Origin of the sequence: Ruminococcus sp. (assembly GCF_019423705.1) — a bacterium.
In the GTDB taxonomy this organism is placed as follows: Bacteria; Bacillota; Clostridia; order Oscillospirales; family Ruminococcaceae; genus Hominimerdicola.
Map to the genome: position 1 here is coordinate 1 of NZ_JAHZAX010000012.1, position 24,086 is coordinate 24,086.

At 43.9% G+C, this 24,086-nt stretch carries 18 protein-coding genes; 2 read left to right on the plus strand and 16 right to left on the minus strand.

What is annotated here, in order from left to right; genetic code table 11:
• Window positions 1-320: 320 nt before the first annotated feature.
• From QZ371_RS10095 to QZ371_RS10115, 5 genes are all read right to left on the minus strand, one after another.
• Window positions 321-3,269, minus strand: a complete 2,949-nt coding sequence (locus tag QZ371_RS10095) for an L-fucokinase (protein ID WP_295212112.1) — start codon at window positions 3,267-3,269, stop codon at window positions 321-323.
• 82 nt (window positions 3,270-3,351) lie between these two features.
• Window positions 3,352-4,662 (minus strand): sugar phosphate nucleotidyltransferase, encoded by a 1,311-nt coding sequence (locus QZ371_RS10100; RefSeq protein WP_295212114.1) that lies wholly within the window; start codon window positions 4,660-4,662, stop codon window positions 3,352-3,354.
• A 65-nt stretch (window positions 4,663-4,727) separates the two neighbouring features.
• Complete coding sequence (locus QZ371_RS10105; RefSeq protein ID WP_295212116.1) at window positions 4,728-5,672, minus strand: GDP-L-fucose synthase; 945 nt, start codon at window positions 5,670-5,672, stop codon at window positions 4,728-4,730.
• An 18-nt stretch (window positions 5,673-5,690) separates the two neighbouring features.
• Window positions 5,691-6,737: a GDP-mannose 4,6-dehydratase gene (gene gmd, locus QZ371_RS10110; RefSeq protein WP_295212117.1), complete on the minus strand. Its 1,047-nt coding sequence runs from the start codon at window positions 6,735-6,737 to the stop codon at window positions 5,691-5,693.
• Between the two features lie 148 nt (window positions 6,738-6,885).
• On the minus strand, window positions 6,886-7,752 hold the full coding sequence (locus QZ371_RS10115) for an AraC family transcriptional regulator (protein ID WP_295212119.1): 867 nt from the start codon (window positions 7,750-7,752) through the stop codon (window positions 6,886-6,888).
• A 158-nt stretch (window positions 7,753-7,910) separates the two neighbouring features.
• Here QZ371_RS10115 and rfbB point away from each other — a divergent pair, with 158 nt between their 5' ends.
• Complete coding sequence (gene rfbB / locus QZ371_RS10120) at window positions 7,911-8,885, plus strand: dTDP-glucose 4,6-dehydratase (RefSeq protein ID WP_295212120.1); 975 nt, start codon at window positions 7,911-7,913, stop codon at window positions 8,883-8,885.
• Between the two features lie 150 nt (window positions 8,886-9,035).
• Here the strand turns inward: rfbB and QZ371_RS10125 are convergent, their stop codons facing one another.
• From QZ371_RS10125 to QZ371_RS10135, 3 genes are all read right to left on the minus strand, one after another.
• Window positions 9,036-9,404, minus strand: coding sequence for a dTDP-4-dehydrorhamnose 3,5-epimerase family protein (locus tag QZ371_RS10125; RefSeq protein WP_295212121.1), 369 nt, complete (start codon window positions 9,402-9,404; stop codon window positions 9,036-9,038).
• Between the two features lie 237 nt (window positions 9,405-9,641).
• A complete protein-coding gene (locus QZ371_RS10130; RefSeq protein ID WP_295212123.1) occupies window positions 9,642-10,913 on the minus strand; it encodes an LTA synthase family protein in 1,272 nt (423 codons plus the stop codon).
• A 577-nt stretch (window positions 10,914-11,490) separates the two neighbouring features.
• Window positions 11,491-14,076 (minus strand): translation factor GTPase family protein, encoded by a 2,586-nt coding sequence (locus QZ371_RS10135; protein WP_295212124.1) that lies wholly within the window; start codon window positions 14,074-14,076, stop codon window positions 11,491-11,493.
• 425 nt (window positions 14,077-14,501) lie between these two features.
• On the opposite strand from QZ371_RS10135, the gene QZ371_RS10140 reads away from it, so the two are divergent.
• Window positions 14,502-15,836 (plus strand): hypothetical protein, encoded by a 1,335-nt coding sequence (locus QZ371_RS10140; protein WP_295212125.1) that lies wholly within the window; start codon window positions 14,502-14,504, stop codon window positions 15,834-15,836.
• A 222-nt stretch (window positions 15,837-16,058) separates the two neighbouring features.
• Here the strand turns inward: QZ371_RS10140 and QZ371_RS10145 are convergent, their stop codons facing one another.
• The 8 genes from QZ371_RS10145 to QZ371_RS10180 all read right to left on the minus strand — a co-directional run bounded on the left by QZ371_RS10145 (window position 16,059) and on the right by QZ371_RS10180 (window position 23,228).
• Window positions 16,059-17,186, minus strand: a complete 1,128-nt coding sequence (locus QZ371_RS10145) for an iron-containing alcohol dehydrogenase family protein (RefSeq protein ID WP_295212127.1) — start codon at window positions 17,184-17,186, stop codon at window positions 16,059-16,061.
• A gap of 257 nt (window positions 17,187-17,443) precedes the next feature.
• Window positions 17,444-18,772 carry a sensor histidine kinase gene (locus QZ371_RS10150; RefSeq protein ID WP_295212128.1) on the minus strand — a complete coding sequence of 443 codons (1,329 nt, stop codon included), beginning with the start codon at window positions 18,770-18,772 and terminating at the stop codon, window positions 17,444-17,446.
• Window positions 18,769-19,503, minus strand: a complete 735-nt coding sequence (locus QZ371_RS10155) for a LytTR family DNA-binding domain-containing protein (RefSeq protein WP_295212130.1) — start codon at window positions 19,501-19,503, stop codon at window positions 18,769-18,771. The genes QZ371_RS10150 and QZ371_RS10155 overlap by 4 nt, the downstream gene beginning before the upstream one ends.
• 230 nt (window positions 19,504-19,733) lie before the next feature.
• The gene (locus QZ371_RS10160; protein WP_295212131.1) at window positions 19,734-20,144 is read right to left on the minus strand and encodes a type II toxin-antitoxin system HicB family antitoxin; all 411 of its coding nucleotides are present in this window, start codon (window positions 20,142-20,144) and stop codon (window positions 19,734-19,736) included.
• 31 nt (window positions 20,145-20,175) lie between these two features.
• The gene (locus tag QZ371_RS10165; RefSeq protein ID WP_295212132.1) at window positions 20,176-20,358 is read right to left on the minus strand and encodes a type II toxin-antitoxin system HicA family toxin; all 183 of its coding nucleotides are present in this window, start codon (window positions 20,356-20,358) and stop codon (window positions 20,176-20,178) included.
• Window positions 20,359-20,466: 108 nt separating this feature from the next.
• Complete coding sequence (locus tag QZ371_RS10170) at window positions 20,467-21,957, minus strand: hypothetical protein (RefSeq protein ID WP_295212134.1); 1,491 nt, start codon at window positions 21,955-21,957, stop codon at window positions 20,467-20,469.
• Window positions 21,935-22,852 (minus strand): ABC transporter ATP-binding protein, encoded by a 918-nt coding sequence (locus QZ371_RS10175; protein WP_295212135.1) that lies wholly within the window; start codon window positions 22,850-22,852, stop codon window positions 21,935-21,937. Before QZ371_RS10175 ends, QZ371_RS10170 begins: the two co-directional genes overlap by 23 nt.
• A complete protein-coding gene (locus QZ371_RS10180) occupies window positions 22,836-23,228 on the minus strand; it encodes a GntR family transcriptional regulator (protein ID WP_295212137.1) in 393 nt (130 codons plus the stop codon). The genes QZ371_RS10175 and QZ371_RS10180 overlap by 17 nt, the downstream gene beginning before the upstream one ends.
• Window positions 23,229-24,086 lie beyond the last annotated feature (858 nt).

The following is a 24,086-nucleotide window of genomic DNA, read 5'->3' on the forward strand; positions in this document are numbered from 1 at the left end:
AACATACTCCGCTCCCAGCATTCCACACCTCCACCGCTTTTTTCGTGTAGACATTACCGAACACGTCAAACGCACCAGCATTTTCCGTATCCAATTTCTTATGAAATCATATCCACACAAACTATTCATCAATCATTTATGATTATAGCATTTTTCCGCAAAAAAGTCAATATTTTTACAGCCATTTGTAATTGCTTTCTAAAATTTATTGAATACATATAATTTCCGATATCAAAATGTAAGCGCTTTGGACAATTTTTTATGATTCATAAACAAAAAGGCAGAGAAAACGTCGCAACGCTCCCTCTGCCTTTAAAAATTTAGCCCATATAAAATTCAGTCTTCCAAACACCGACTCCTGACTCTGAGAATACTTCGTCAAGACGTTCCTGCATCTGATCTATGGTAACCCCATTCTTCATTATTACTTGTATGAAACCTCCGCCGCCTGCTCCGCATATCATCTTACCGTCTATCAGATCTTCTATCGAAAGGAATATCTGATCTATGCAGGTGTTCGTGCAGCCCTTGTCAAGCCTCTTTGAAAGCTCCCAATGCTCGTTCATCAGCTTGGCAAGTCCGTCAACTCTTCCCTTCTCGATCTCAAGACGCATAAGTACCGCCGATTGCTGTATCTTGTAAAGAACTTCCGTAACTTCTTCGTCTCCGCCAACATATTTTCCTACAATATCCCTGAGAAGATTTCTTGCAAGTCTTCTCTGACCTGTGTAAATGAGTGCAAAACGTTCATTGAGTTCGTGAAGTGTGTCCTTTCCTACTCTTAGCGGCGTACAGATTATCTTCTGCTTGAGCGCCCTGTCTGCCGTTACCATTTTTATTCCAGGAGCTGCTCCGCCGACTTGATCCTGCCAACCTCCACCGGTCGACATTATCTGCTCCATACAAAGCACCGTGTTATAAAGATCGTTGTCAGAAAGTTTTACGCCCAGTATCTCGTATAATCCCTTTACGCAAGCGCTTGCCAGTATCGAACTCGTTCCAAGACCGCTTCCTTTCGGAATATTTATCACACGGGTGTTCATATATAATCCGCCACCCAGATGACTGCATATCTCATCAATGGATATATCTTCCGAATACGGTATAATTCCGCAAGCGATCAGCGCAGCCTTGTGAAGTGCAAATGCGTCCATCGGATTGCTGCAATCCTGAAGCTTCTTGATGTCAGTAAATTTCTCGTAACTTCCAACATCTGTGCTGGCAAGTATAATTTTGCTTTCATTGATCTTCTTTATCGTAACTTCGATTGGAAATTCACCATTGAGCTTTATAGCAGCGTTCAAAACCGTTCCGCCGTGTTCCATACAGTATGGCGGAGTGTCAGACCAGCCGCCGCCCCAGTTCACACGAACAGGCAGCCTTGTTATAACTTTGTCCTTTTTGATCTTGTACTCGCCGTGATAGTCAATATCCTTCAAAGCGCTGCCGAGTATCGTGTCTCTTATGGTATCAAAACATAGATCGCTGTTTTTCTCTTCGTCTATAAGCTTTGAAAGATAATAGTATATCCTTATCTTTCTGCTGAAAGAATTAAGATCGCTGCAATCAAGCTTCTCAGCCATTTCAAGAAGCTTTCTGTTTACACGCTGTGATATTCCCGTTCTGAAAATATCCACCGCCTCTGTTACAGGAACATTGGCGTCGATAGCCTCTATAAGACTTTCTATCTTGATCTTGTCATTGAGCTTTTCCTGCCAAGGCAATATCTGCGTCACATCAGCATTGTTAAAGCTGTCTTTAAGGCTCATAAGCTCGCCGCTGTCATCGCCGCTCAATACCGATTCCAAAGCCTCTGATATGGTGTTTCTTACAGGATATAACGGCTTCGTCCAAAGAGTTTCGTCGATCGCCTTTCCAAAAAGCTTTGCTTCCTTCGGATTATCGTTGACGCCGTACATTCTGACAACAAATCTTCCGTCAGCAAGTTTCAGTCCGTGTATCACAGTATTGTCAGGAATAACAACAGGCTTTTCGTTCTTGCCTTTTCTTGCCTTTCCGATAGTGCAGCCCGATATAACACAGCCCTTGCCGATAACAGCATTGTGATGTATATAGCTGTCCTCTATGTAACAACCCTTTCCTACCTTCGCCTTTATGCTTATGTAGGAATTAGATGCCGCAATGCTATTCCCGTGATAATTGCTGTTCACAACGCCCTGCCAGCCAAGTTCCTTATAGCTGTCCATCTCATCAGTTACAAGCTTCAAAAGCTCTCTTGTCGTTCCAAAATGCAGGAAAGATGATGGTGAAAATCTGATAAGCTTCATTCTGTATTTGTTCAGCACGTTCCAGATCTTTTCACGAGCCTTGTCAAGTTCAGGACTGTAATCACCCTCAGGCTGTTCTTTGTAGAACTGCTCCAGCGTGCTGTCCTCAGCCAGCGGATAGAGAAAATCAGCATAGAATGACAGTCTGACGTGCTCATTCACCATTTCATTGAATTTCTCATCATTATCAGCCAACGAATAAAGATCCTTGACCATATTTCCACTGAATATTACCGCACCTGTGTCAATATTTATCATATGATGACTATCGACCGCACCAACATTTTCAAGGTTTTCAACAGACTGTTTGTGCAAAAACTGTCTTACATAACCGTCTTCGCTGCCAAGAAAAACGCCGTGATCCTTGCCGACTTCGACAGTCTCCTTTATAGAAAGCGCCGCTGCTCCGTCCTCATAAAAATCAAGCTGCAAAGAATTGAACAACAGCAAAACATCGCCCGAGCATACAAGCATACCATTCGATATTCTTCCGGGTATGCCGCACATTGAGATCATAAACTCGTCAAAAAGCGTAGAACGTCTTCCGTCAGGCAAGGTTCTCGGTACAGGCGAGAATATTTTTCCGCAAGCGCTGTACTGCGGTGTACGCTTGGCGTCTCCGCCGCTGTGAAGCACCATTATTTTCAGCTTTGAAATATCCCTATCATCGTTTTCAGATATGTATTTGAGCACATTGAGCGTCGCTCCGCCCGAACCTACTCTCTTTCCATCAACATCTGGGATAACAGCATATTTTGTCTCCGCAGGCAGACTGTGGTTCTTTATTCTCCAATCTATCTGATTTCTGTAAGCCAGCGCCTGCGCTTCATTTGAAGCCGAAAGCACAACATAATCCCATACAGCGATCTTGTGAGCATCATTTGCCTTTTCACGCTTTAAGATCTCGCTGTAAAGATCAGTATTATCAAAATAGGATTGCTGCAAAAACAGATTTTTGTATTTCTTACCAGATGCACTCATAATCTAACCTCATTCTTATTTATATTAATTAACGTAATAACGGCAATACCGCATACTCCAAAATCAAGTATGCGGTCGCATATTACAGATCGTATTTTATCTTATCGTGAACAGAGATATCCTTGCCAAGCTGTACCTCGATTATCTCAAGTTCAGTCTCAGCCATAACAGTATGCTTTGTTCCTGCCGACATTTCCAACACATCGCCAGCCTTGACAACGCACTCAGCCCCATCTATTACTGCCCTACCCGTTCCTTTTATAACAGTCCACACTTCATTTCTATACTCGTGTGCGTGATAATTCATTCCGTGACCTGGATTAAGCGTAACTTTGATAGTAAGGCTGTCGCTTTCAACATCAAGCACCCTAAAGCTTCCCCAGGATTTTTCAGCGAACATAACCTTGTGATCCAGCGTATTCACAAAAGGCTTTATGTAGCTCGACTGCTCCTTGTCCGATACCAAAATACCCTCAGGGCTTGCCGAAACAACGATATCTTTCAGTCCCATACAAAGCACAGGAACATTCAACTCATTTACAACGTGTACATTGCTGCAATTGTCGTTGAAAAGAGCCTGTCCGACGCTGTGACTGTCCATTGCTTCTGTAAGAGTGTTCCAGGTCCCAAGATCACGCCACATACCCGAAAATCTCATAACTTCGATAAACGGCTCGTGCTCAACGACCGCATAGTCAAAGCTTATCTTTTCAAGGGTCTCATACTTTTTATAAAGGTCCTGATAATCACGGAAATCAATAAGCTCGTGAGCACGCTTTATAACATATCCCAATCTGAACGCAAAAACGCCGCCGTTCCACAATGCGCCTTGTGAAATATACTCTGCTGCAGTTTCACGGTCAGGCTTTTCCTTGAACTTGTTTACAGGGCTGACCTCATCACCGTTGGCAGGGATTATGTATCCGTACTTTTCGCTTGGATATGTAGGCTCTATTCCCATAAGCACAAGATTTGACTTGCTCGTTTCAGCATATTCCCCAAGCTTTTCGAGAGCTTCAAAATAATCAGGCTCAACATACGGGTCAACAGGACAAACCACAACTGATTCATCAAGATCGACCTTCTGGACATCGTGCAGATAAGCCGCCGCCAACGCAATAGCAGGGAAAGTGTCACGCCTGCAAGGCTCAACGCTTATGCCAACGTCCGAACCAAGCTGATTGTGGATAGCCGATACCTGCGATTTCGACGTAGCTATCGTAACAGTCGCATTTTTGTCAACAAGTCTGATCTGTCTGTAAACACGCTGTACCATTGATTCAAGCTCTCCGTTTTCAGTATGGAAAAGCTTTATAAACTGTTTTGAACGGATATCATTTGAAAGAGGCCAAAGTCTCTGACCGGAACCGCCCGACAGCAATACTATATTCATAATAATTCTCCCTTATACGGCAATGCCGCACAGGGATCGTCTGCCTGCACGGTATTGTCAATATTTTATCTTTCAGCTCTCATCGGATTGTTGAGGAAATCCTCATATGCCAGCTTTATGCCGTCCTCAAGTTCTGTCTTGTATGTCCAGCCAAGCTTTGTAGCCTTGCTTACATCAAGAAGCTTTCTCGGTGTGCCGTTCGGCTTGCTCGGATCCCATCTGATCTCGCCTGTGTAACCAATGACCTTTGCCGTAAGCTCTGTGAGCTCCTTGATAGTGAGCTCTTTTCCTGTTCCTGCGTTTACAGTTTCGTTTCCGCTGTAATTGTTCATAAGGAACACGCAGAGATCAGCAAGATCGTCAACATAAAGGAACTCTCTCAGCGGTGAACCATCGCCCCAGCAAGTAACGTATGGCAGACCCTGTTCCTTTGCCTCGTGGAATCTTCTGATAAGCGCAGGAAGAACGTGGCTGTGCGTCGGGTGATAGTTGTCGTTAGGACCATAAAGGTTCGTAGGCATTACCGATATGTAATCTGTGCCATACTGTCTGTTAAGAAACTCACAATACTTAAGACCGGATATCTTAGCCAGCGCATAAGCTTCATTCGTCTTTTCCAGCTCAGAAGTGAGCAGACAACTTTCCTGCATTGGCTGAGGCGCCATTCTCGGATAAATACAAGACGAGCCTAAAAATTCAAGCTTCTTGCAGCCGTTCTTCCAAGCTGAGTTGATAACGTTCATCTCAAGTATCATATTGTCATACATAAAATCAGCAAGAGCATTCTCATTGGCCACAATGCCGCCGACCTTAGCCGCTGCAAGGAACACATACTCAGGCTTCTCTTCTGCAAAGAACTTCTCAACAGCGTCCTGTCTGCAAAGATCAAGCTCCTTGTGCGTTCTTGTGATTATATTTGTATAGCCCTGCTTCTGCAATTCTCTTACGATAGCAGAACCGACCATTCCTCTGTGTCCTGCAACATATATCTTTGCGTTCTTTTCCATCATTTATAAAGCATCTCCTAATTACTTGTTTGCTTCTTTGAGGGCTTTTTCTCTCTTAGCAAGCTCCCTGTCGTGTTCTGCCATTATCTTTACAAGCTGCTCGTAGCTTGTTGTCTGAGGATCCCAGCCAAGGACTGTCTTAGCCTTTGTAGGATCGCCCCACAGATTGTCAACGTCAGTAGGTCTGAACCAAGCTGGATTTACACAAACCATCATCTTGCCTGTCTTTACGTCGTAACCCTTTTCATCAAGACCCTTGCCTTCCCAGCGAAGCTCAATGCCGTTTGCTGCGAATGCCTTTTCAGTAAAGTCTCTTACTGTATGCTGAACGCCTGTTGCGATAACAAAGTCGTCAGGCTCGTCCTGCTGCATAATGAGCCACATACACTCAACATAGTCCTTTGCATAGCCCCAGTCACGAAGAGAATCCATATTGCCCAGCTCAAGATGATCCTGAAGGCCCTCAGCGATCCTGCCTGCTGCAAGAGTGATCTTTCTTGTAACGAAATTCTCGCCTCTGCGCTCTGACTCGTGATTGAAAAGAATGCCGTTTACAGCGAACATACCATAAGCTTCTCTGTATTCCTTTATCATCCAGAAACCATACTGCTTTGCAATAGCATATGGGCTGTAAGGGTGGAAAGGCGTTGTCTCTCTCTGAGGAACTTCCTCTACCTTACCGTAAAGTTCAGAAGTAGAAGCCTGATAGATCTTTGTTGTCTTTTCCATACCCAGCATTCTTACAGCTTCAAGTATTCTAAGCACGCCGATAGCGTCAACGTCGCCGGAATACTCCGGAACATCAAAAGATACCTGAACGTGTGACTGTGCCGCAAGATTGTATATCTCGTCCGGCTGAACTTCCTTGATGATCCTGATAAGTGAAGTTGAGTCAGTAAGATCGCCGTCGTGGAGCTTGATCTTGTCAATAATGTGCTCGATCCTTCCTGTGTTGGCGATAGAAGCACGTCTTGTTATACCGTGAACAGCATAGCCCTTCTCAAGCAGAAATTCTGCAAGATATGAACCGTCCTGTCCTGTAATACCTGTAATAAGCGCAGTTTTCATAAATTGTACCTTTCCTTTCAATATTCAGCCATTAAATGGTCTTAATTGTCGTAGCAATGAATATTATACAATATTTTGCTGTCGTTTAAAACGGCATAAGTAAATTAATTATAGCACAATATTGGTTTTGTTAACAAACGTTGAACTATCACCAAAGCTTTCTGAACTGCGAGGGCGTTATCCCCTCTATCTTTTTAAAAAGCCTGCTGAAATAGTTAGCATCGCTCATTCCCACCTCATAACCTATCTCGTCAACAGTCTTATCAGAAAATCTTAACAAACTTTTGGCTTTTGTGATACGTTTTTGCTCAACATAGGCGATTATTGTCATTCCATATGTTTCCTTAAATATCTTAGACAGATAAAATTTGTTTATATAAAATACAGAAGCCAGCCCGTCAAGGGTGATCTTCTCCGTGTAATGCTCATCAATGTAAGCTCTTACGCTGCCAAGTTTCATTCGCTTTTTTGAAGCAAGACTGTTTTCTGGATCCCAAGAATCCTCCATAAGCAAGGTAAGAAGACAGCTCAGAGTCTGATTTATCCTCATATCCCGTATATAGTCGGGAGAATTTGCAAGAACATACAACTGCGAAAGCAGCTCCGTCACCGAATCAAACCCCACCAGATGAAAAACAGGCTGACCGCCACGTTCTCTGTATTTCTCATATATCGACTGCATTGAAGCACCATAAAAATGACACCACCGCAAACTCCAAAGATCGTCGCTTGTGTAATGTGAATAATCCTTCCTGCAATCAATAAAAACCACATCGCCTTTTTTCAGTCCGTATACCTTGCCGTCATATAAAAGCTCCCCCGAGCCCGACATAACAGCAAAGCAAAGATATGAAAGCAGCCCGCTTCTGGAGGACGAGTGCGGCTTGAGCGCTTGAAGTGAACCGGCCTCTTGCAAATGCAGCAGCGAAGTTCTGGCAAAAACCGAAGGTGTATAGAGCACTCTTTCAGACTTTACCGACGATGATCTCGAAGAAAAATATTCACTTTTCGCCATAGCCCACACGCTCCTTTCCAAGCAGTCTATTTACATTATATAGTATATAACTTTTGACGTATAAAGTCAATATTTGCAGCCCATTAATGTGAAAAAGCTTTTGTTTTGTCTGAAAATATGCTATAATAAAATCATCAAATTCTTGCGGAGGGTAAATTATGACCATATTGATAACAGGCGGCGCAGGCTTTATCGGCTCCAATTTTGTAAACTATATCCTTGATAACCACAAAGATCATCAAATAATCTGCGTTGACGCATTGACATACGCAGGCAAAATGTCCAATTTGTCACAAGCCGCCGATAACAGCAATTTTAGATTTGTAAAAGCAGATATCTGCGATAAAGAAACTATTTTCAATGTCTTCAAAACTTACGCTCCCGATATCGTCGTCAACTTTGCCGCAGAAAGCCACGTTGACCGCTCAATAACATCTCCCGATATCTTCTTCACAACGAATATACTTGGCACTACCGTGCTACTGGACGCCTGCGTGAAGTTTGGCATTTCACGTTATCATCAGATATCCACCGACGAAGTTTACGGTGACCTCCCTCTTGACGATCACAGTTTGAAATTCACAGAACTCTCTCCACTAAAGCCTTCAAGCCCTTACAGCTCTTCAAAAGCCAGCGCAGACCTTATCTGCCTTGCTTATCATAAAACCTACGGACTTCCCGTTACCATATCGAGATGTTCAAACAACTACGGTCCTAATCAGCTTGAAGAAAAGCTGATCCCACTTATGATAACAAATTCAGCACAAAATAAGCCGCTGCCCGTGTATGGCAGCGGCCTGAATGTCCGTGACTGGCTCTATGTATCCGACCATTGCGCAGCTATCGACGCTATCATCCACAAAGGAAAGTCGGGTGAAATATACAATATCGGCGGCGATTGTGAAAAAAGCAATATAGATATAGTCAAACTTATCTGTCAAAAGCTTGACAGACCCGAAAGCCTTATTCAATACGTCCCCGACAGGAAAGGTCACGACCTGCGTTATGCCATTGATTTCAGCAAAATAAACACCGAACTCGGCTGGAAACCAACAGTATCATTCGACGTCGGTATCACAAATACAATAAACTGGTATCTGGACCATTTGAACCAAAATACATCACCTGTGTGATCTTAAATGATTCTGCAAACTCATCGCATTTTTGTCTTTTTCAGATATTATGTACTCCACACCATTGACCCAGCTTTCGCCCTGCCATACGATATCACGATCATCATATCGAACAGCTTTTGCAGCCTCTTTGCAGAAATCGCCGTCCGTTCACCATTGCATAAGCGTGTCGTTTTCCAAAGTCAGATATCCGTGAGCAAAGCCTCTTGGTATGTACATCATTTTATGATTCTCAAAAGATAAGACCTCGCTGTAAGCATATCCAAAAGTCTTTTCCTTATGCAGATCCACCGCAACGCTCAATATCGAACCTTTAAGACAGGTAACTATCTTGGCCTGCGAATAAGGTTCTTCTTGAAAGTGCATACCACGAAGAGTGTATGCACTTTTACTATATCCCTGGTTTATCTGCCTTATCTCAAAATCAAAAGGAAATCCCTTGTCATAAATAACCGAAAGAAAACCTCTTTCGTCCTCAAAACGCTCTGTATCAAAAATATTCACAACATCTTTGTTCATTACTATAATAGCCCCTTTTCATAAATGCAAGATCACTAAAGCTATTATAGCACTAAAATGCAAAAATGTATAGTGTCCGCACCTTATCGCCGAGGGCTGTGCCTGCTCTTCTTTTTAAGCGTTAAGCGCATTTATTATTTTCGGCAAGCACTTTCTACGTTTTGCGGACATTTCATCAAGTTATTTGGATATTCAAAGCAGAATTTTCGGGCAATATGCCGCAAACGTTGTCAAATATCACAATTGATCGTTGCCCCAAAAATGTTCGTAATAATAGTCCGACTTTTTATTTAGTTCCTCGCAAAGCTTATCTGCTCCCAATTCTTCACACAATGTCGGCGTATCTGAATAAAGGTCTGTTCCAAGTCCCAATCTGTCTCCCTTTACCTCTGCACCCAAGGCGGTAAGAACAGTCGGGAACATATCTGCGCTTGTAAAGCACCTGTTTTTTGTCCTTGAAGCCTGAACAGGCGCATTTATTATGCAGTTGTATGTAGTCCTGATATATTTCTCGTCTCTGAAAAACTCATTTTTCATACTCAGATGATCGCCTACAATAACTATCGTAGTGTTTTCATAAAAATCCTGTTCTTTTATCCAGCTAACAAAATCTGACACCTGCTTGTCTGCGCAACAGATCACATTCTCATATTGCTCATCAAAGTTATCCTCGCAAAGCTCGCACTTGTAGCCATTAGGGAAATGAGTGTCGATCGTGAATAACGATAAAGCGAATGGCGCACCGTCGTCAGATAGTTCAAGTAATTTTTCTCTTGCATAGTTATATATCTTCTGATCCTCTATTCCCCAGTTTACATAATAATCTTCAGGAACTACTCTTTCTTTTACTAATTCATCATAATCTATAAGTTTTGAGCTTTTGCCTTCTCTCCAATACCTATCCACACCTGCAAATGTGCCCTCACTTCCTTGAAGCAAAACCTGTTCATACCCCTGCTTTGCTAAAATATCCTCTAACGTTACCGCATTTGGAAGAATAGTTTTTACATTTTCCATATCACCATTGCTATTAACATCTGCAATAAAAGGGACTCCCGTCGTCTGACTGACTAAAGAACCCATTGTGAAGCTTGTACCATTTGGAAATACAGACGCACCGCCGTGCAACTCTGTGTTTGAAAAGTATGTATTTTCATCAGCCAATTTTGTCAGTCGAGGTATGTAGTTTTCCTTAAAATCACCACCAGAAGCCTTGTCCATATAGGTGTTTTCCATTGACTCTAGATAAATGTATATCAGATTTCTTTTATCATTTGGAAAAATAACATTATCGTCTGTTGGCTCAACATAATAATCTTCAAAAATAGTAGTGTCGCTCCGTTGATTTTTTATAAAATCAACGTACGGCAAAAACAAACACGAAGTATATACCGCCAAAACCGACAGAATTATCAGCAGCACCTCATAAGCGACCCAGTCCTTTTCCTTAAATTTCATAGTCTGCGACTGACCACTCCTGTTCTCATACTCAACAGATCTGTACCTCAAAACAAGCAGGCCATACCTTGTGAAACAATATGTAAACACAATAGGCAGCAAAAGGCAATTTACAAATACCATCCACACATTTGTCGCAGTCAAACCTCCGCCAGCGTATCTAAGCGTAAATATTATCGAAGAAATACTTATATTGCCAAGATAATTCCTTATCCAAACAGACGTACACAACAGTACTAACGATAAAAAGAATAAGACAGCAAATATCATCATTGATATAAAACCAAATATGCTGCGCCTGTCTCGTTTAATTTTCTCTACTGTTTTATAAAATGGTATACCAACGTGTATGCAAAAAGCAAACCATACGCTTTTCAAATTTGTAGTTATTTTTCTCATTATATACCTCGAATAAAGAAATTATTACAGTAAATATAAATATATTATAGTATATACTGAGATAAAAATCAAGATTTCACAGGAAATAGTCCTTATTTTTGTCGTAATATACAAAAATAAAGTCATAAGCCCATAAAAAGTCACCTTTACTATTGAATAGCATAAGGTGACAATTTTTACTTTATTATATTGTGTTCATATAAGAAAACAAGTATCTTTGTCCTCTGTCCTACCCCATTCCCTCAATAAACTCCCGTATCTCCCGTTCCACCCTCTCAACGTCCTCGTGAAGCTCCTGAGCGGACATTCTGAACGCACCGCTGCCCATTATGATGACCTGCTCCATTTCGTCGGAAGTCGCCACACGTACCTTGTGCTCACGGCTGAGCTTGTGCGCAGTCTTTTCAATGTAAGTGTCAGCGGTCTCAGCCTCTTTTGTGTAAACAATGGAAATGTTGTGATAATTCTCCACAACACGTTCCTGCTCACGCACCTTGTATGCGTCAAATACAAGTATTAGCTCGCATTGCTTGTATCCTTGATAGTTGCAAAGCCTGTTGATAAGTATGCTCCTCGCAAGATCAAGGCTCTCCGCAGCCGCCTTTTTAAGCTCCTCCCAAGCGAAAATTATGTTGTATCCGTCCACAAGCAAATACTCTTTCCCAGAGTATACCTGCCTAGGCTTCCCCGATTTTACGGAACTCTCCGACTTCTTAGGCGTCCTCATCGCATACCGCTTGTCACGATCTATCTTGCCGTAAGTCCGCTCGAATATCTCCATAAGCTCCTTGTCCGCCACAGCACGCCTGCAAAAATCCTCCGCCCTGTTTCTCACAACAGGCGCAGCCTCGACAGCTTCCCTCCGCCGACCCTCGGCAGGCAAATGTAAATGCTCTTCCACCTCGTCCCACTTGACATTGTACCCTGACCCGTGTGAACAAAATACCGAGTCCGCCGTGTTTTCAAGATCGCTGTCCGCCTCATATCCAAACGCATTGATAACTTCCTCAGCGTTGTGACATTCCCTGTATCCGTCCGGCAAACAAACTATCCGTCCAAGCCCCTTTGTGTAACTCACCACCTGCTGCTGATATCCACGCATTTCCGATACAGGCGCACTTCCCTTTATCACCGAAAATTCCCCCGTGACCTCCGGCGCAGAAAAGCTTCCACCCATATTCTGTACATCCGTTATCGCCCTGCCAACATTCTGCGAAGGCACTTCCAGCGTGAAGCTGTAAAAAGGCTCCAGCAGTACCCCCTTTGCCCTGCGCAAACCCTGCCTTACCGCACGATAAGTTGCCTGCCTGAAGTCGCCGCCCTCGGTGTGCTTCAAATGCGCCCTGCCCGACATAAGAGTTATCTTCATATCCGTGATAGGCGAACCCGTCAGCGCACCAAGATACTTTTTCTCCTGCAAATGTGTCAAAATGAGCCTCTGCCAGTTCCTATCCAGCATATCCTCGCTGCATTCCGTTGCAAACTGCAAACCCTTTCCACGCTCCAACGGCTCAAGCTTCAAATGCACCTCCGCATAATGCCGCAGCGGCTCGTAATGACCGTAACCATAAACTTCCTCTGCAATAGTCTCCTTGTATGCAATACTGCCCTCACCGAAATCTATATCCACATCAAATCGCCGCTTGAAAATGTTTTTCAGTATCTCAAGCTGCACCTCGCCCATTATGCTGACGTGTATCTCGCTGAGCTGTTCGTTCCAGTCAACGTGAAGCTGAGGGTCCTCATTCTCCAACAACCGAAAATATGAAAGCAAAGTGTGTGCGTCGATATCCTCCTTAGGCTCAGCACGATATGTGAGCACAGGCTCAAGCAACGGCGATGCCGAATCGCTCTCCGTTCCAAGCCCATGCCCTGCGTAAGTCTTTGTAAGCCCCTCAACAGCGCAGACCATTCCACGCTCAGCCACCTCCGCCGAGCGAAATTTCGCCCCCGAGTATACCCTTATCCTCGCCACCTTTTCCGAAACGCCCTCGCCGTCAGCGGTCATATAGTCCACAAGACTGCGTATTTTGAGCGCTCCCCTAGTTATCTTCATAAACGTGAGCCTTGCACCGCCGTCCTCAGATATCTTGTATACCTTTGCGCCAAATTCGCTAAGTTCTCCACCCTCGCCGTTTTCATAGCAAGGACAGTATTCCGCCAAAGCGTCCATAAACCGCTCAACACCCTGAGACTTCAATGCCGAGCCGAAAAAGCAAGGAAAAATATGCCTCTCCTTCACCGCCAACGAAACAGCCTCCACAGACATTTCACCGCTGTCAAGAAATTCGTTCATTATGCCCTCGTCAAACACAGCACAGTCCTCTGCCACCTCTTCACGGCTGCGGCAGAAATCCACAAACCCCGACCCCAGCCGACCGTCAAGGCTGGTCATAACAAAGCCCCTGTTCGCCCCGTCAAGATCCATTTTGTTCACAAACACAAAGGTCGGCACATTGTACCGCCGCAAAAGCCGCCAAAGGGTCTGCGTGTGGCTCTGCACCCCGTCCGTTCCGCTTATGACAAGCACAGCCATATCGAGCACCTGCAAAGCCCGCTCAGTCTCCGCCGAAAAATCAACGTGTCCCGGCGTGTCAAGCAGCGTGAACGACACACCCTTGTAACTAAATTCTGCAGGCTTAGAAAACACCGTAATGCCCCTGTTTTTCTCGATCATATCAGTATCAAGAAAAGCGTCCCCGTGGTCAACACGGCCGAGCTTTCTTATCTCGCCCGAAAGATAAAGCATTGCCTCTGAAAGTGTCGTCTTGCCCGAGTCAACGTGGGCGATAATTCCAATTACCGTTCTTTTCATTTTATCTTATCCTGTCCGATCAAAATTATCATATCAAGATAACAGCCTGCAAAAGCGCATAAATACGCCTATTGCTCACTTTGTCCGATAGCCGATATCTTATTAAGATAATTATACCATATAAAACCCCCGTAATCAAGATATCCGCCCAACGCCAAAACAATAAAAAATCCGCCGATTTTTTTGCAAAAACTATTGATTGATCGCCCGAGTTATATTATAATAGGACTATAAATACAAATTCAGCGTGTTAATAAACAGTCTTGTAGGGGACGGCGAATTTTATCTGCTCGACATTGCTCGCATATAAAATGACGTCCCACTTGTTTGGATATCCACAAATCGTGGTAAAATCCACTTGCTACCTGCTTTTAACAATGCTGATAGAAGTAATAAATAGAAAATCAATATGAAAGGAAAAAGTTATGAAAAGCATTATCACCGCACTTATGCAGACCGTAATACTTATCGTGGCGATCGTCATAACCGCCCTCGCTGTCCCAAAGCTCGCAGGGGACGATAACAGGTTCGATAAGTACATAGCCGAAAATTCGACCCAGACCGTCACAACCGCCAGCGCTTTGGATATCGTCAAGGACGGCGAAAAAGCCACCTATAAGGATATCGACAATTCCATCAAGACCATCTGCTCAAAAGTCACCTTCCTGCAAAAGCCTGTCAATAGCTTTCTCAATAAAGAAATAAGTTTTAAGCAGGCAAAATTCGTCAACTATTATTGGCTCACCGCCTTGATCGCAGGCGCACTCTGTTGGCTCTTCGCCGCAGGCTTCCCCTTCAGAGTCGGCAGAAAAGGCTTCAATATTTTCGGCTCAGTCTATAATCAGTTCTCAAAAGTCGTCCTCCTCGAGGACGAAATGACCCGTGAGGAATACGAGGTCGACCTCGGTATGACAATATGGGGGCCGCTCTTTGTGATCCTCCTCGCCCTGCGAATGACTTTCGCAATAATGTGGGGCTTTATCCTCCCCCTCGTCATAATCGGCAACTTTATCATCGGTATCGTAAGAATTATCGGCAGAGTGCTTGTAATAAGCGCCCGTGGCGCAAAGGAAGAAGTCCAAAGGCTCAGCCGTGCAAATCAGACCGATAAGACCACCTATTCCCTCTATCCCACCTGCGGCTATTTTAGAATAGAGCTTGACCAAGACCATACCCAAGGCGTTTTCCTGCGCAATTATTGGAACGCCATCGCCGCAAAAACAGTCCTCGACAGCGAAGCTTTGAACCAAGACCTTGATAAAGATACCGCCAACGAAAATATCCGTTTCGGCGATTACGATAAGAAAAATTTCTATGAGACCTATCGTCTCCTCACCCGTCTCAAAGGCCGTTCAAAGCCCGAAACAAAGCAGAAAAAAGCCATTATCAACGCCGCAAGAAAAGAGGGCGGCTATGAATATAAATTCGACCTCGATCAGCATATCTACCACGTCTATATGACAGGCTCCGAAGCCGCCAAGCAGCTCAGCCACGCCGATGTGAAGTCACGTTTCAATACCGCAATGCTCCTCGACGTCCTCGATTACGACCGCAAAGGCAAACAGTATGAAATGCGTGATTATAACAACCTCCGTGTTGCAGACGATGACGAATTTGACGCCAAGATATCAAACTTCAACTCGAACCTAGTCCAAAAGTTCGGCAGAGACCGTTACGATCAGTATTTCAACCAGCATAAAGACGAAATACTAGCCCACCGCCGCAATGCATTGCTCTCAGAAGTCGGCTCAGACGATTAAAAAGAAACACATACAAAAAGGCTCGCCCCACACAAAACGTGCAGGACGAGCCTTTATAATTTATTATTCAAAAACGTCAATGTCAAAACAAATGGGACGTCGAGGACGCAAATTGTTGTGAGCATTGTCGAACAACAATTTTCCTCTACAAATCACATAAATGCGTCGTTTATTTGTAGGGGCGAACATCGTTCGCCCGTTTTTTTGCCAGTCTATCGCACCTTATTTCCCACCAAGAAATTCCCTGCCGTCCTTGTCCGTGTCAAGAATAGCCTTTACAAACTTCTCCTCCGTAGGCTCACCCGGCACATAAGTCCATTCAACAACGCTCGCCGCCTTGTGAGCGATGGCCGCAACGTCCTCCTCGCCAAGGTCTATCTCCCCCAGCGTGCAAGGCAAACCAATGCTGTGGTTGAATTCAAAAATGCGCTCACGCTCCTCAAGCTGTCCGTCATAAGTCAAAAGGCAAAGTACGCCAAATGAAACGATCTCTCCGTGCAAATGCTTGTGTTCGCACTTTGGAAACAGCGAAGCGCCGTAATAAACGCAATGCGCCAGCGATGAGTTGTAGTAATAATCGTCCTTAGGGTCGGGATTGTTCTGATGAACAGTAAAGTTTGAAACAAGTCCCGCCGTGATGATAATGTCAAGTGCCACCTGCTCGATATCCTTTGAAGAAACATTGTTCCTGCAATCCTCCAAAGCCTTTTTGCCATATGAAATAAGCGGTTCCGTACAAGCCGTCGCAAGCACTTTGCCAAGCAAAGGCGTGTGTATCATATCCTTGTCACGGCAAGCGAAAACAACTTCATATTCCTTGCTCAATGCGTCGCCGATACCAGCCCAGAAAAGCTTTTCGGGCGACTCGGCAATAATTTTCGTGTTGATAAAAGTGTGCAAAGCAGGCGCTTTAAGATAAGCGTATTCCTTGAAAGTTCCGTCAGCGTTGTATATCACCGAAATAGCCGTGCAGGAAGCACAGTTTGAAGCCAGCGTCGGGAAAGTGAAAAACGGCTTGTCCATTCTGTCGCAAAGGGTCTTTACCGTGTCAACAGCACGTCCGCCGCCAACGCCGAAAACCATATCCGCATTTTGCACCTCGGGCATAGCTTTGAGCATTTCAACGTTCTCGTAATTCGAGTCTCCGCCGTACCAAATAAAATCTGTCAGCTCGATGTCAGAGCCTTCCACAGCCGCCAAAAGCTCAGGCTTGGCCTTCTCCATAGCCGTCTTGCCGCCGATAACAACAGCCCTTTTTCCATAACGTCGGGTAACATAGGGTATCTCTTTGTAACAGTCGTCGCCAATTGAATAGCTTGGTAAAAATTCGTTGTAAGATCTGGTAGACATATTCTTTTCCTCCGTTATTATATTTTGGAAATTATGAACAAAACAGCCTGCGCCGCATTGTTATATGATTTAATGATACAACTTATTTATAGCCAAAATTATATAGATATTTGTGATATTTTGTTAACATTTGCACATATAGAAATTTGCCATAACGATCATTTTTACCACGACATATAAGTAGGGGCGACCTTTGGTCGCCCGTTGATCTGCTTTTTTTGCGAAAGTCGGCTTTTTTCGTCAGACAGCTCATTACATCATGCCCTTATCGGAATAACCACATTAGCAATAAACCTGTCGCCCGATCGACCCGTGGTAATATATCCGCCGTACTTTTCCACAGCAAGCCTTATGCTTGTAAGCCCAAGCCCCTTGTGACCAGCCTTTGTCGTCCTGTAATTCTCACCACGCTTTGAAAGCTTTCCCGAAAATGTGTTCTCAACGCTTATGAGCACAAGCTCGTTTATCTGCTGCATTTTCAGCACAATGACTTTTTCGCCCCCGACCTCCTTGCAGGCCTCGATAGCGTTGTCCAGCAGATTTGCAAATACCGACGTTATGTCAGTCTCCTCCATAAATTCAAGAGACAGGTTTTGTATATCCGTCTCCGCCCTTATGCCAAGCTCTTCCGCCGAAGATATCTTCTGACTGAGCACCGCACCGAGCAGCCTGTTTGAACAGTCAAATACATTGCCAAGCTTCATAATGTCACGCCTCAGCGCCGCCGTGTATTTTCCTGCCTCTGAGGAATTTTCCGCCGCAAGGCTCTCTATCGCCGAAATGTGCTTCTCGATATCGTGAAGCATACACCCCGTCTCGATATATCTGCGGTTCAGCTCCTCGTAATGGTCAAGCTGTATCTTGTTCTGCGTCTTAACCGCCTCAAGCTCATATCTGGTCTTGTAGCTTTTTGAAAGCAGCTCCATAAGGTGCACAACAAAAAAGTCTATTATGGTAAATCCTATCATACAAAGGGTAAGAATTATACCATTAGAATCCCCCGAAAGCAGCGTGACAAGATAGATTATAACGAACTGAAACAGCGTCAAACAGATAATGAATACGACCTCATATGCCGTCAAAACCGATTCGCCCTTGACGATATTCACAGCCGAATATATCTTGTAGCTCAAAAGCCATAGCGTAACGATAAAAATACAGCCGATGGTCCTGCATTTGTCCGAATGTGAATAGTCATACAAATTCATTTTCATAACCACGCACATCATCACAGTCACGATAACGTCCAAAAACACGCCGTATACACAGCTCACAAAGCTCACTATTATTGACGTGTTTATTGATACCTTGTAAAGGCACAAGCACATAAGCTCAAAGGACACCAGCATATAAAGCGCATTGAAAAAGTTCACTCCGCTCAAATGATGAACAGCCACAAGCCACAGCGCAGCGACCATTATCACAGGAAATATTATCCGCTTTTTCGTCACCCTGCGTTCAAATAATTTTCCGCATACGCAGTATGTAAGAAAATACGCCAGCACATCGCAAAGCGAATTTACGATAACATAAAGCTGAGCGTAAAAATGCTCGCTTGCGACCCAGTTTCTTAAGACCGCCGTCATAAGCTTCTCACACTTACCCTTTCAAGCATATTTTCCGCCAGCCGCTTTTCAAATTCAAGACTGTTTCCCCTCGAAAGCGGTATCTCGTCATTGTTCATCATAATGACCCGACTGTTTTTCACAAAGCTTTTCACCATTCTGAGATTTATAATGTGGCTTCTATGCGGCATAAAGAAATCTTTTTTGTCAAGCAATGCGAAAATATCATTTATCCGCCCCCTGCAAATATGATCTCCACGATTTGTTATAACGATAACAGACCGCTTGACGTGTCCGCAGGATATGTATATCATATCGCTTTCGCTTATCATAATGTTCTCATTGTTTATGGTCACAAGCTCTATCTGCCTGCTTTCCGCCTTGTCTCTCAGCCCGATATAATCGCTTATTATCTGAAAAATATCCTCATAAGAAGCAGGCTTTGAAAGATAATCAAAAGCGTGGACACGATAGGCCTTTCGCATATAATCTCTATAATTGGTCACATAAACTATCTGTCCGTTGTGATCGTATTCTCTTATAAGCCCTGCAAGCTCAATGCCGTTTATCCCCGGCATTTCGATATCGAGAAAAATAAGATCAAAATTCTTTCGCTCCTCAAGAAGCTTTTTCCCGTCAGTATAAACCGTCACCCTGTGCTCCCTGCCAAGCTCACCGCAGGTACGTTCGGCAAATTCAGCGATAGCCTCAGCAATTTGCCGCTCATCATCACACACCGCAATATCAAGCATTTTTTTACGCCCCCATATCAACAAACTCAATAATGCAAATACACTTTGATTATATCATATCTATCGACAAAAATCAACGCATTTAACCCTTATTGACGGCGGTATTATTTTGCGATATAATTAATTTGAAAATCTGAACAAAATAAAACCGCAGGAGGGATAAATATGCAATATACAAACAAACGATCAGCCCCGAACCTTACGGAACGGGGCTGGTTTTATTTTTCTGTTCAGTTCACGTGAAGCTGATTTTTCAAGGCATTTTGCAAAACCTGCGAAAAATTAACACCATTTTCGATCGCAAGATCATTAAGCCAAGACGGGATCGTCAATGTCTTTTTTACCGATCTCTCAAAGTGCTTTTTAGCATATTCATCAACATCTACGGCGACCATATTTACAAATGCACTTTCATATTCATCATATTCTGCATTTACGTCTATACTTTCCAGCGCAGGAGGAGCAGGAACAGGTTCTTTATTTATTTTCAAGTCATAAATATAACCAGCAAGACAGTCGATAGCCATATTCATTGCCTCGTTAAGATCATTGCCGCAAGTCGCTATTCCCAGCACAGGAAATATTACAGAATAGCCGCCTTCCTTTTCTTTATAAAAGCAAGCAGGATACATAGTTAACATACAAATACCACCTTTCTTTGATAAGCAGAGCCTATCTCAGCCCAGCCTGTTTCAAAATAGAGTTTGCTGTTCCTTTAGGGATATCGCCCTTGTGATTAGGCACTATAACTATTCCCTTTTTTATCGGGTGCTTGTATTTAAAATGCGAACCTCTCGCACCCTCAAAAAACCAGCCGTCCTCTTTCAGTATTTTCTCCATTTCTTTAAACGTCATTCCCGACACCGCATTACATATATAGTATAGCATACTATACGTATAATGTCAATACGTGTTAAAAGAAATTAATGAAACATTCTTAACTATGTTCCTTATCTATAGTCTTCATTCCTCTCCGATATCATCATCAAGGATATCACTCTGCTCTAAAAAATCACAATTTTTCAGCTTCGTCAGCATTTCATCAAAATGATCGGCGTCAACTCTTATGCCAATGCTGTACATACCATCTGCCTCGGTGTTCGATAAACGGTCGGGAGAGCTTCCGCACCACAGCACAAGGTCTGCGCCTTTGTCGGAGCGATAGTTGTTTTTTAACAGTTTGAAATAATCGCCAAGGTTCTTTTTACGCTGGTCAGCGGCAGTTGTGTAAATGTCTAAGATAGTCTCAGCCTGCTGCTTTGTGTATGGCTCACCATTTGCCTTTGAATGGAAGAAATATTGGCTGTCATTGTCGGAAATCACTATGATAGCTTTGTTATACTCGCCTATCACCGACCTATCGGGCATACCGTTGAAGCCGTCGTTGAAATATGATGCCACAGATATCACCAGCACCGCAGCGCAGTAACCGACAAAGGCTGCAAGCCATTTCAGCACCTTTTTTACATCAACAACTCCCCTTGCAGAAATGAAACGCACGAAGAGATAGATAAGCAGGATAGCCACCACAAAGCCAATGTTTTCCGTATTGGAGATTATCAACAGCAGCGCTGAAAATACGCCTAGGAACATCACAAGCTCAAAAAAGCCTTTGAACACGATCGGTTTGCCTGTTGCTCTGCCGTCACGCCTTTTATAAAGGAAGTAGGTCAGCGCCATTCCTATTGCCGACACAAAAATGCTCACGCACAGCGGCAGGATATAGTCTGCAGAAAAATCATAGCTGCTGAAATCTATGGCTCCTATCGACCAGGCAGGTATCTTGCTGAAAAATTCGTCCAGCCGAACGCTGTAATTAATGTAGAACGGCCTTATCATCGCATAGTAAAAAAGCTGCGGCAATATGAGTTGAACAGCACCGATCATCAACGCTGTGTAGATCGTTTCAAACAGCGTTCCGCAGCATACTACGCAGAACATTACGACAAGATCAACGCACATCACAAGGGCGATGAACGACAGGGCGTACATAACGCCGTACTTCAAGCCGTAAGAAAATGTAAATCTGCCGAACAACAATATGCCGATAACAAACAGGATATTCCAAAATATCACAGGCAGGATATGCAGTTTGAAAAGCGCCGCAAGTTTGGAGAAAAAGCGCTCCTTTGCGCTGTATGGCAGCGAAAAGATCAGATCGGCATTATTTTTGCTGTAAAGCTCTTTGAACAGCGACAGAACCGCAACAACGCCGCATATCGCCACCAAAAACGACCATATATAGGTCGGTCCTCGGTCATATTCGGTGAAGTTTTGAAAATAATAAGCAAAGTTGTAATAATCAGCCTTTGGCTTGCCAAGCATATTTGTCACAAGAAGCATTATTATCGCTCCGCCGAAAAGGACGATATTGGTAAAAAGGAACAGCCGCTTGTTCACACTAAACTCTCGCCGTGAGGCCTCTCGAACCCTATTCATTGTCGCCGACCGCATAACCACGCACCTCCATTTCGTAAATGAAAATCTCCTCAAGGGTCATCGGCACAAGCTCCAGCAGGACTGGCGAAAGGGTGGAAAGCTTTGAAGTTATATCCTCTTTTTCGCCCTTCACGATCGCCGTTGCGACTTTGCCAACGGTCTTGAAATTTCGCACATCGACCCCTGTTTGCTCAAGCTGTGAACGGGAATATTCGCCTGTTGCAGGGGCTATTTGCACCTTTTCAAAGTGCTCTCTCACATCGTCAACGTCGCTTGAAAACACCACTTCGCCTTTATGGAGGAGCATTGCTCTATCGCAAATTTCGCCTATTTCCGTGATATTGTGTGAGGAAACTATTATAGTCGCCCCACGGTCGAAAATGTTATCCACGACCATTTGCCTTATGAGCTTTCTCATTGCAGGGTCAAGGCCGTCGAAAGCTTCGTCCAACAGCACATATTTTGTATTGCAGGCGAGGGCAGCACAAGCTATTGCCTGCCGTTTCATACCCTTTGAAAACTGCGCAAGCCGCTGATCTTCGGGCAATTCCAGCCTTTTTGTAAGGCTTTCAAAGGTCTCCTCAGAAAAATTTTTATAGCAGGATTTGTAAAAGCGTTCTATCTCTTTAAGGGTAAACCCTGCAAACTGCGCTGTATCGTCGCTGACGAAAAAAATCTGCTCTTTCGCTTTGGGGTCGTCATAGACTTCCCGTCCGTCGATGGTAACGCTGCCGCTATCGGGGCGATAAATTCCGCACACCGTTCGCATAAGCGTTGATTTTCCTGCGCCGTTCGAGCCGATAAAGCCGAATATCGTTCCCTCGGGTATTTCAAGGTCGATGCCTTTCAGCGCTTCCGACTTTGACTTTCTTCCTTCAAATGTCAGCCGCAGATCAGTTATTTTTATCATTTTCCCCACTCCTCTCCCGTTTCTCCTGTTCCGCCAGCATTTCAAGCCGTTCGGAAAGCGTTTCAAGGCTTATTCCTGCTGCCAGCGCAGCCTTTGCACGGGCACAAAATTCATCGAGCAATTTTTTCTCTATCGAGCCCTTTTGCCGTGCCACAAAGCAGCCCTTGCCGGCCACCGAATAGATTATCTCGTCGTGCTCAAGCCTGCCATAGGCTTTTGCCACGGTATTCGGGTTTAGCCCAAGCTCTTTCGCCAACATTCGTGAGCTTGGCAATTTGTCATTTTCTTTCAGCACGCCTTTTGAAATAAGGCTGCTTATTTGATCGCATATCTGCTCATAGATCGGCGCTCTTCCCGTCAGATCAAGGGTTATCACCTCAAAACCTCCTTCCTGTTTGGTTGTTTTGTTGTTTCGTTTCATTTGTCCTTGCTGTACTAACTGTATTATCTCTTGTAGTACAGTTATATTATACAACCGAAAAACCACTTTGTCAAGTCTTTTTTATTCGCTATTTTTAATTCGCATAGGGCTGGACAGACGTTAAACCGCACAAAGGATTAAACCATACAAAGTCCGTTTGATGTGTTGCAAACAGAACATATTATACCCACGGGCGCACGCTGTGCGCTCCTACCATATGTTATTCAATTTTCAAGTTGCTGGGTGGAGAATATCAAATGCAGTTAAAGCCCTTGGTTACGTACTCTTTACCCCCATTATCCGTTCTCAACATTTGGGTGCAAGTCCTTAGATGCGCCAGCCAAAACTATCACGTCGAGTTTCCTAAGACCTCAGTCCACAGGGCAGCCCCAAACAAAGACCGCCTAGCGGCTTTGCACGTAATCTGCTTACAGATTTTCCGTCATATAGCACATAAATCCCTTGACATACATAAAGTATGCCTGCGGAATTTCTGCACTATCTGACGAAAAATCTGACGGCGCATCTTACGCACAATCTTTGTTTGGTGCTGCCCTCGTTTCCCTTGCCACTCTACAAATGTCTTTCTACTTATCCCGAAAAATGCCTTGAAAGTTGCATAAAAAATGCAACTATTGCTCGAATGTTGCCAAATTAAATTATTTTTCATTTGTTTGCACAAATTGATGTGTTTGAAATTGGTGGGGTTGCACAGGGATCTATGAATAAATTGCGCACCCGATTGTCGGCAAAAATTTCTATTTGGTGATTGACTTGGGTCGATTTTTATGATAAAATATTTGTGGAAAAGTT

Bases quoted from the DNA above. Each gene is read 5' to 3' on its own strand.
- rfbB (WP_295212120.1), top strand. From the start codon at position 7,911: ATGACCATATTGATAACAGGCGGCGCAGGCTTTATCGGCTCCAATTTT.
- gmd (WP_295212117.1), bottom strand. From the start codon at position 6,737: ATGAAAACTGCGCTTATTACAGGTATTACAGGACAGGACGGTTCATAT.
- QZ371_RS10135 (WP_295212124.1), bottom strand. From the start codon at position 14,076: ATGAAAAGAACGGTAATTGGAATTATCGCCCACGTTGACTCGGGCAAG.
- QZ371_RS10140 (WP_295212125.1), top strand. From the start codon at position 14,502: ATGAAAAGCATTATCACCGCACTTATGCAGACCGTAATACTTATCGTG.
- QZ371_RS10115 (WP_295212119.1), bottom strand. From the start codon at position 7,752: ATGGCGAAAAGTGAATATTTTTCTTCGAGATCATCGTCGGTAAAGTCT.
- QZ371_RS10175 (WP_295212135.1), bottom strand. From the start codon at position 22,852: ATGATAAAAATAACTGATCTGCGGCTGACATTTGAAGGAAGAAAGTCA.
- QZ371_RS10160 (WP_295212131.1), bottom strand. From the start codon at position 20,144: ATGTTAACTATGTATCCTGCTTGCTTTTATAAAGAAAAGGAAGGCGGC.
- QZ371_RS10125 (WP_295212121.1), bottom strand. From the start codon at position 9,404: ATGAACAAAGATGTTGTGAATATTTTTGATACAGAGCGTTTTGAGGAC.
- QZ371_RS10165 (WP_295212132.1), bottom strand. From the start codon at position 20,358: ATGACGTTTAAAGAAATGGAGAAAATACTGAAAGAGGACGGCTGGTTT.
- QZ371_RS10100 (WP_295212114.1), bottom strand. From the start codon at position 4,662: ATGAATATAGTATTGCTGTCGGGCGGTTCCGGTCAGAGACTTTGGCCT.
- QZ371_RS10145 (WP_295212127.1), bottom strand. From the start codon at position 17,186: ATGTCTACCAGATCTTACAACGAATTTTTACCAAGCTATTCAATTGGC.
- QZ371_RS10095 (WP_295212112.1), bottom strand. From the start codon at position 3,269: ATGAGTGCATCTGGTAAGAAATACAAAAATCTGTTTTTGCAGCAATCC.
- QZ371_RS10150 (WP_295212128.1), bottom strand. From the start codon at position 18,772: ATGACGGCGGTCTTAAGAAACTGGGTCGCAAGCGAGCATTTTTACGCT.
- QZ371_RS10155 (WP_295212130.1), bottom strand. From the start codon at position 19,503: ATGCTTGATATTGCGGTGTGTGATGATGAGCGGCAAATTGCTGAGGCT.
- QZ371_RS10170 (WP_295212134.1), bottom strand. From the start codon at position 21,957: ATGCGGTCGGCGACAATGAATAGGGTTCGAGAGGCCTCACGGCGAGAG.
- QZ371_RS10105 (WP_295212116.1), bottom strand. From the start codon at position 5,672: ATGATGGAAAAGAACGCAAAGATATATGTTGCAGGACACAGAGGAATG.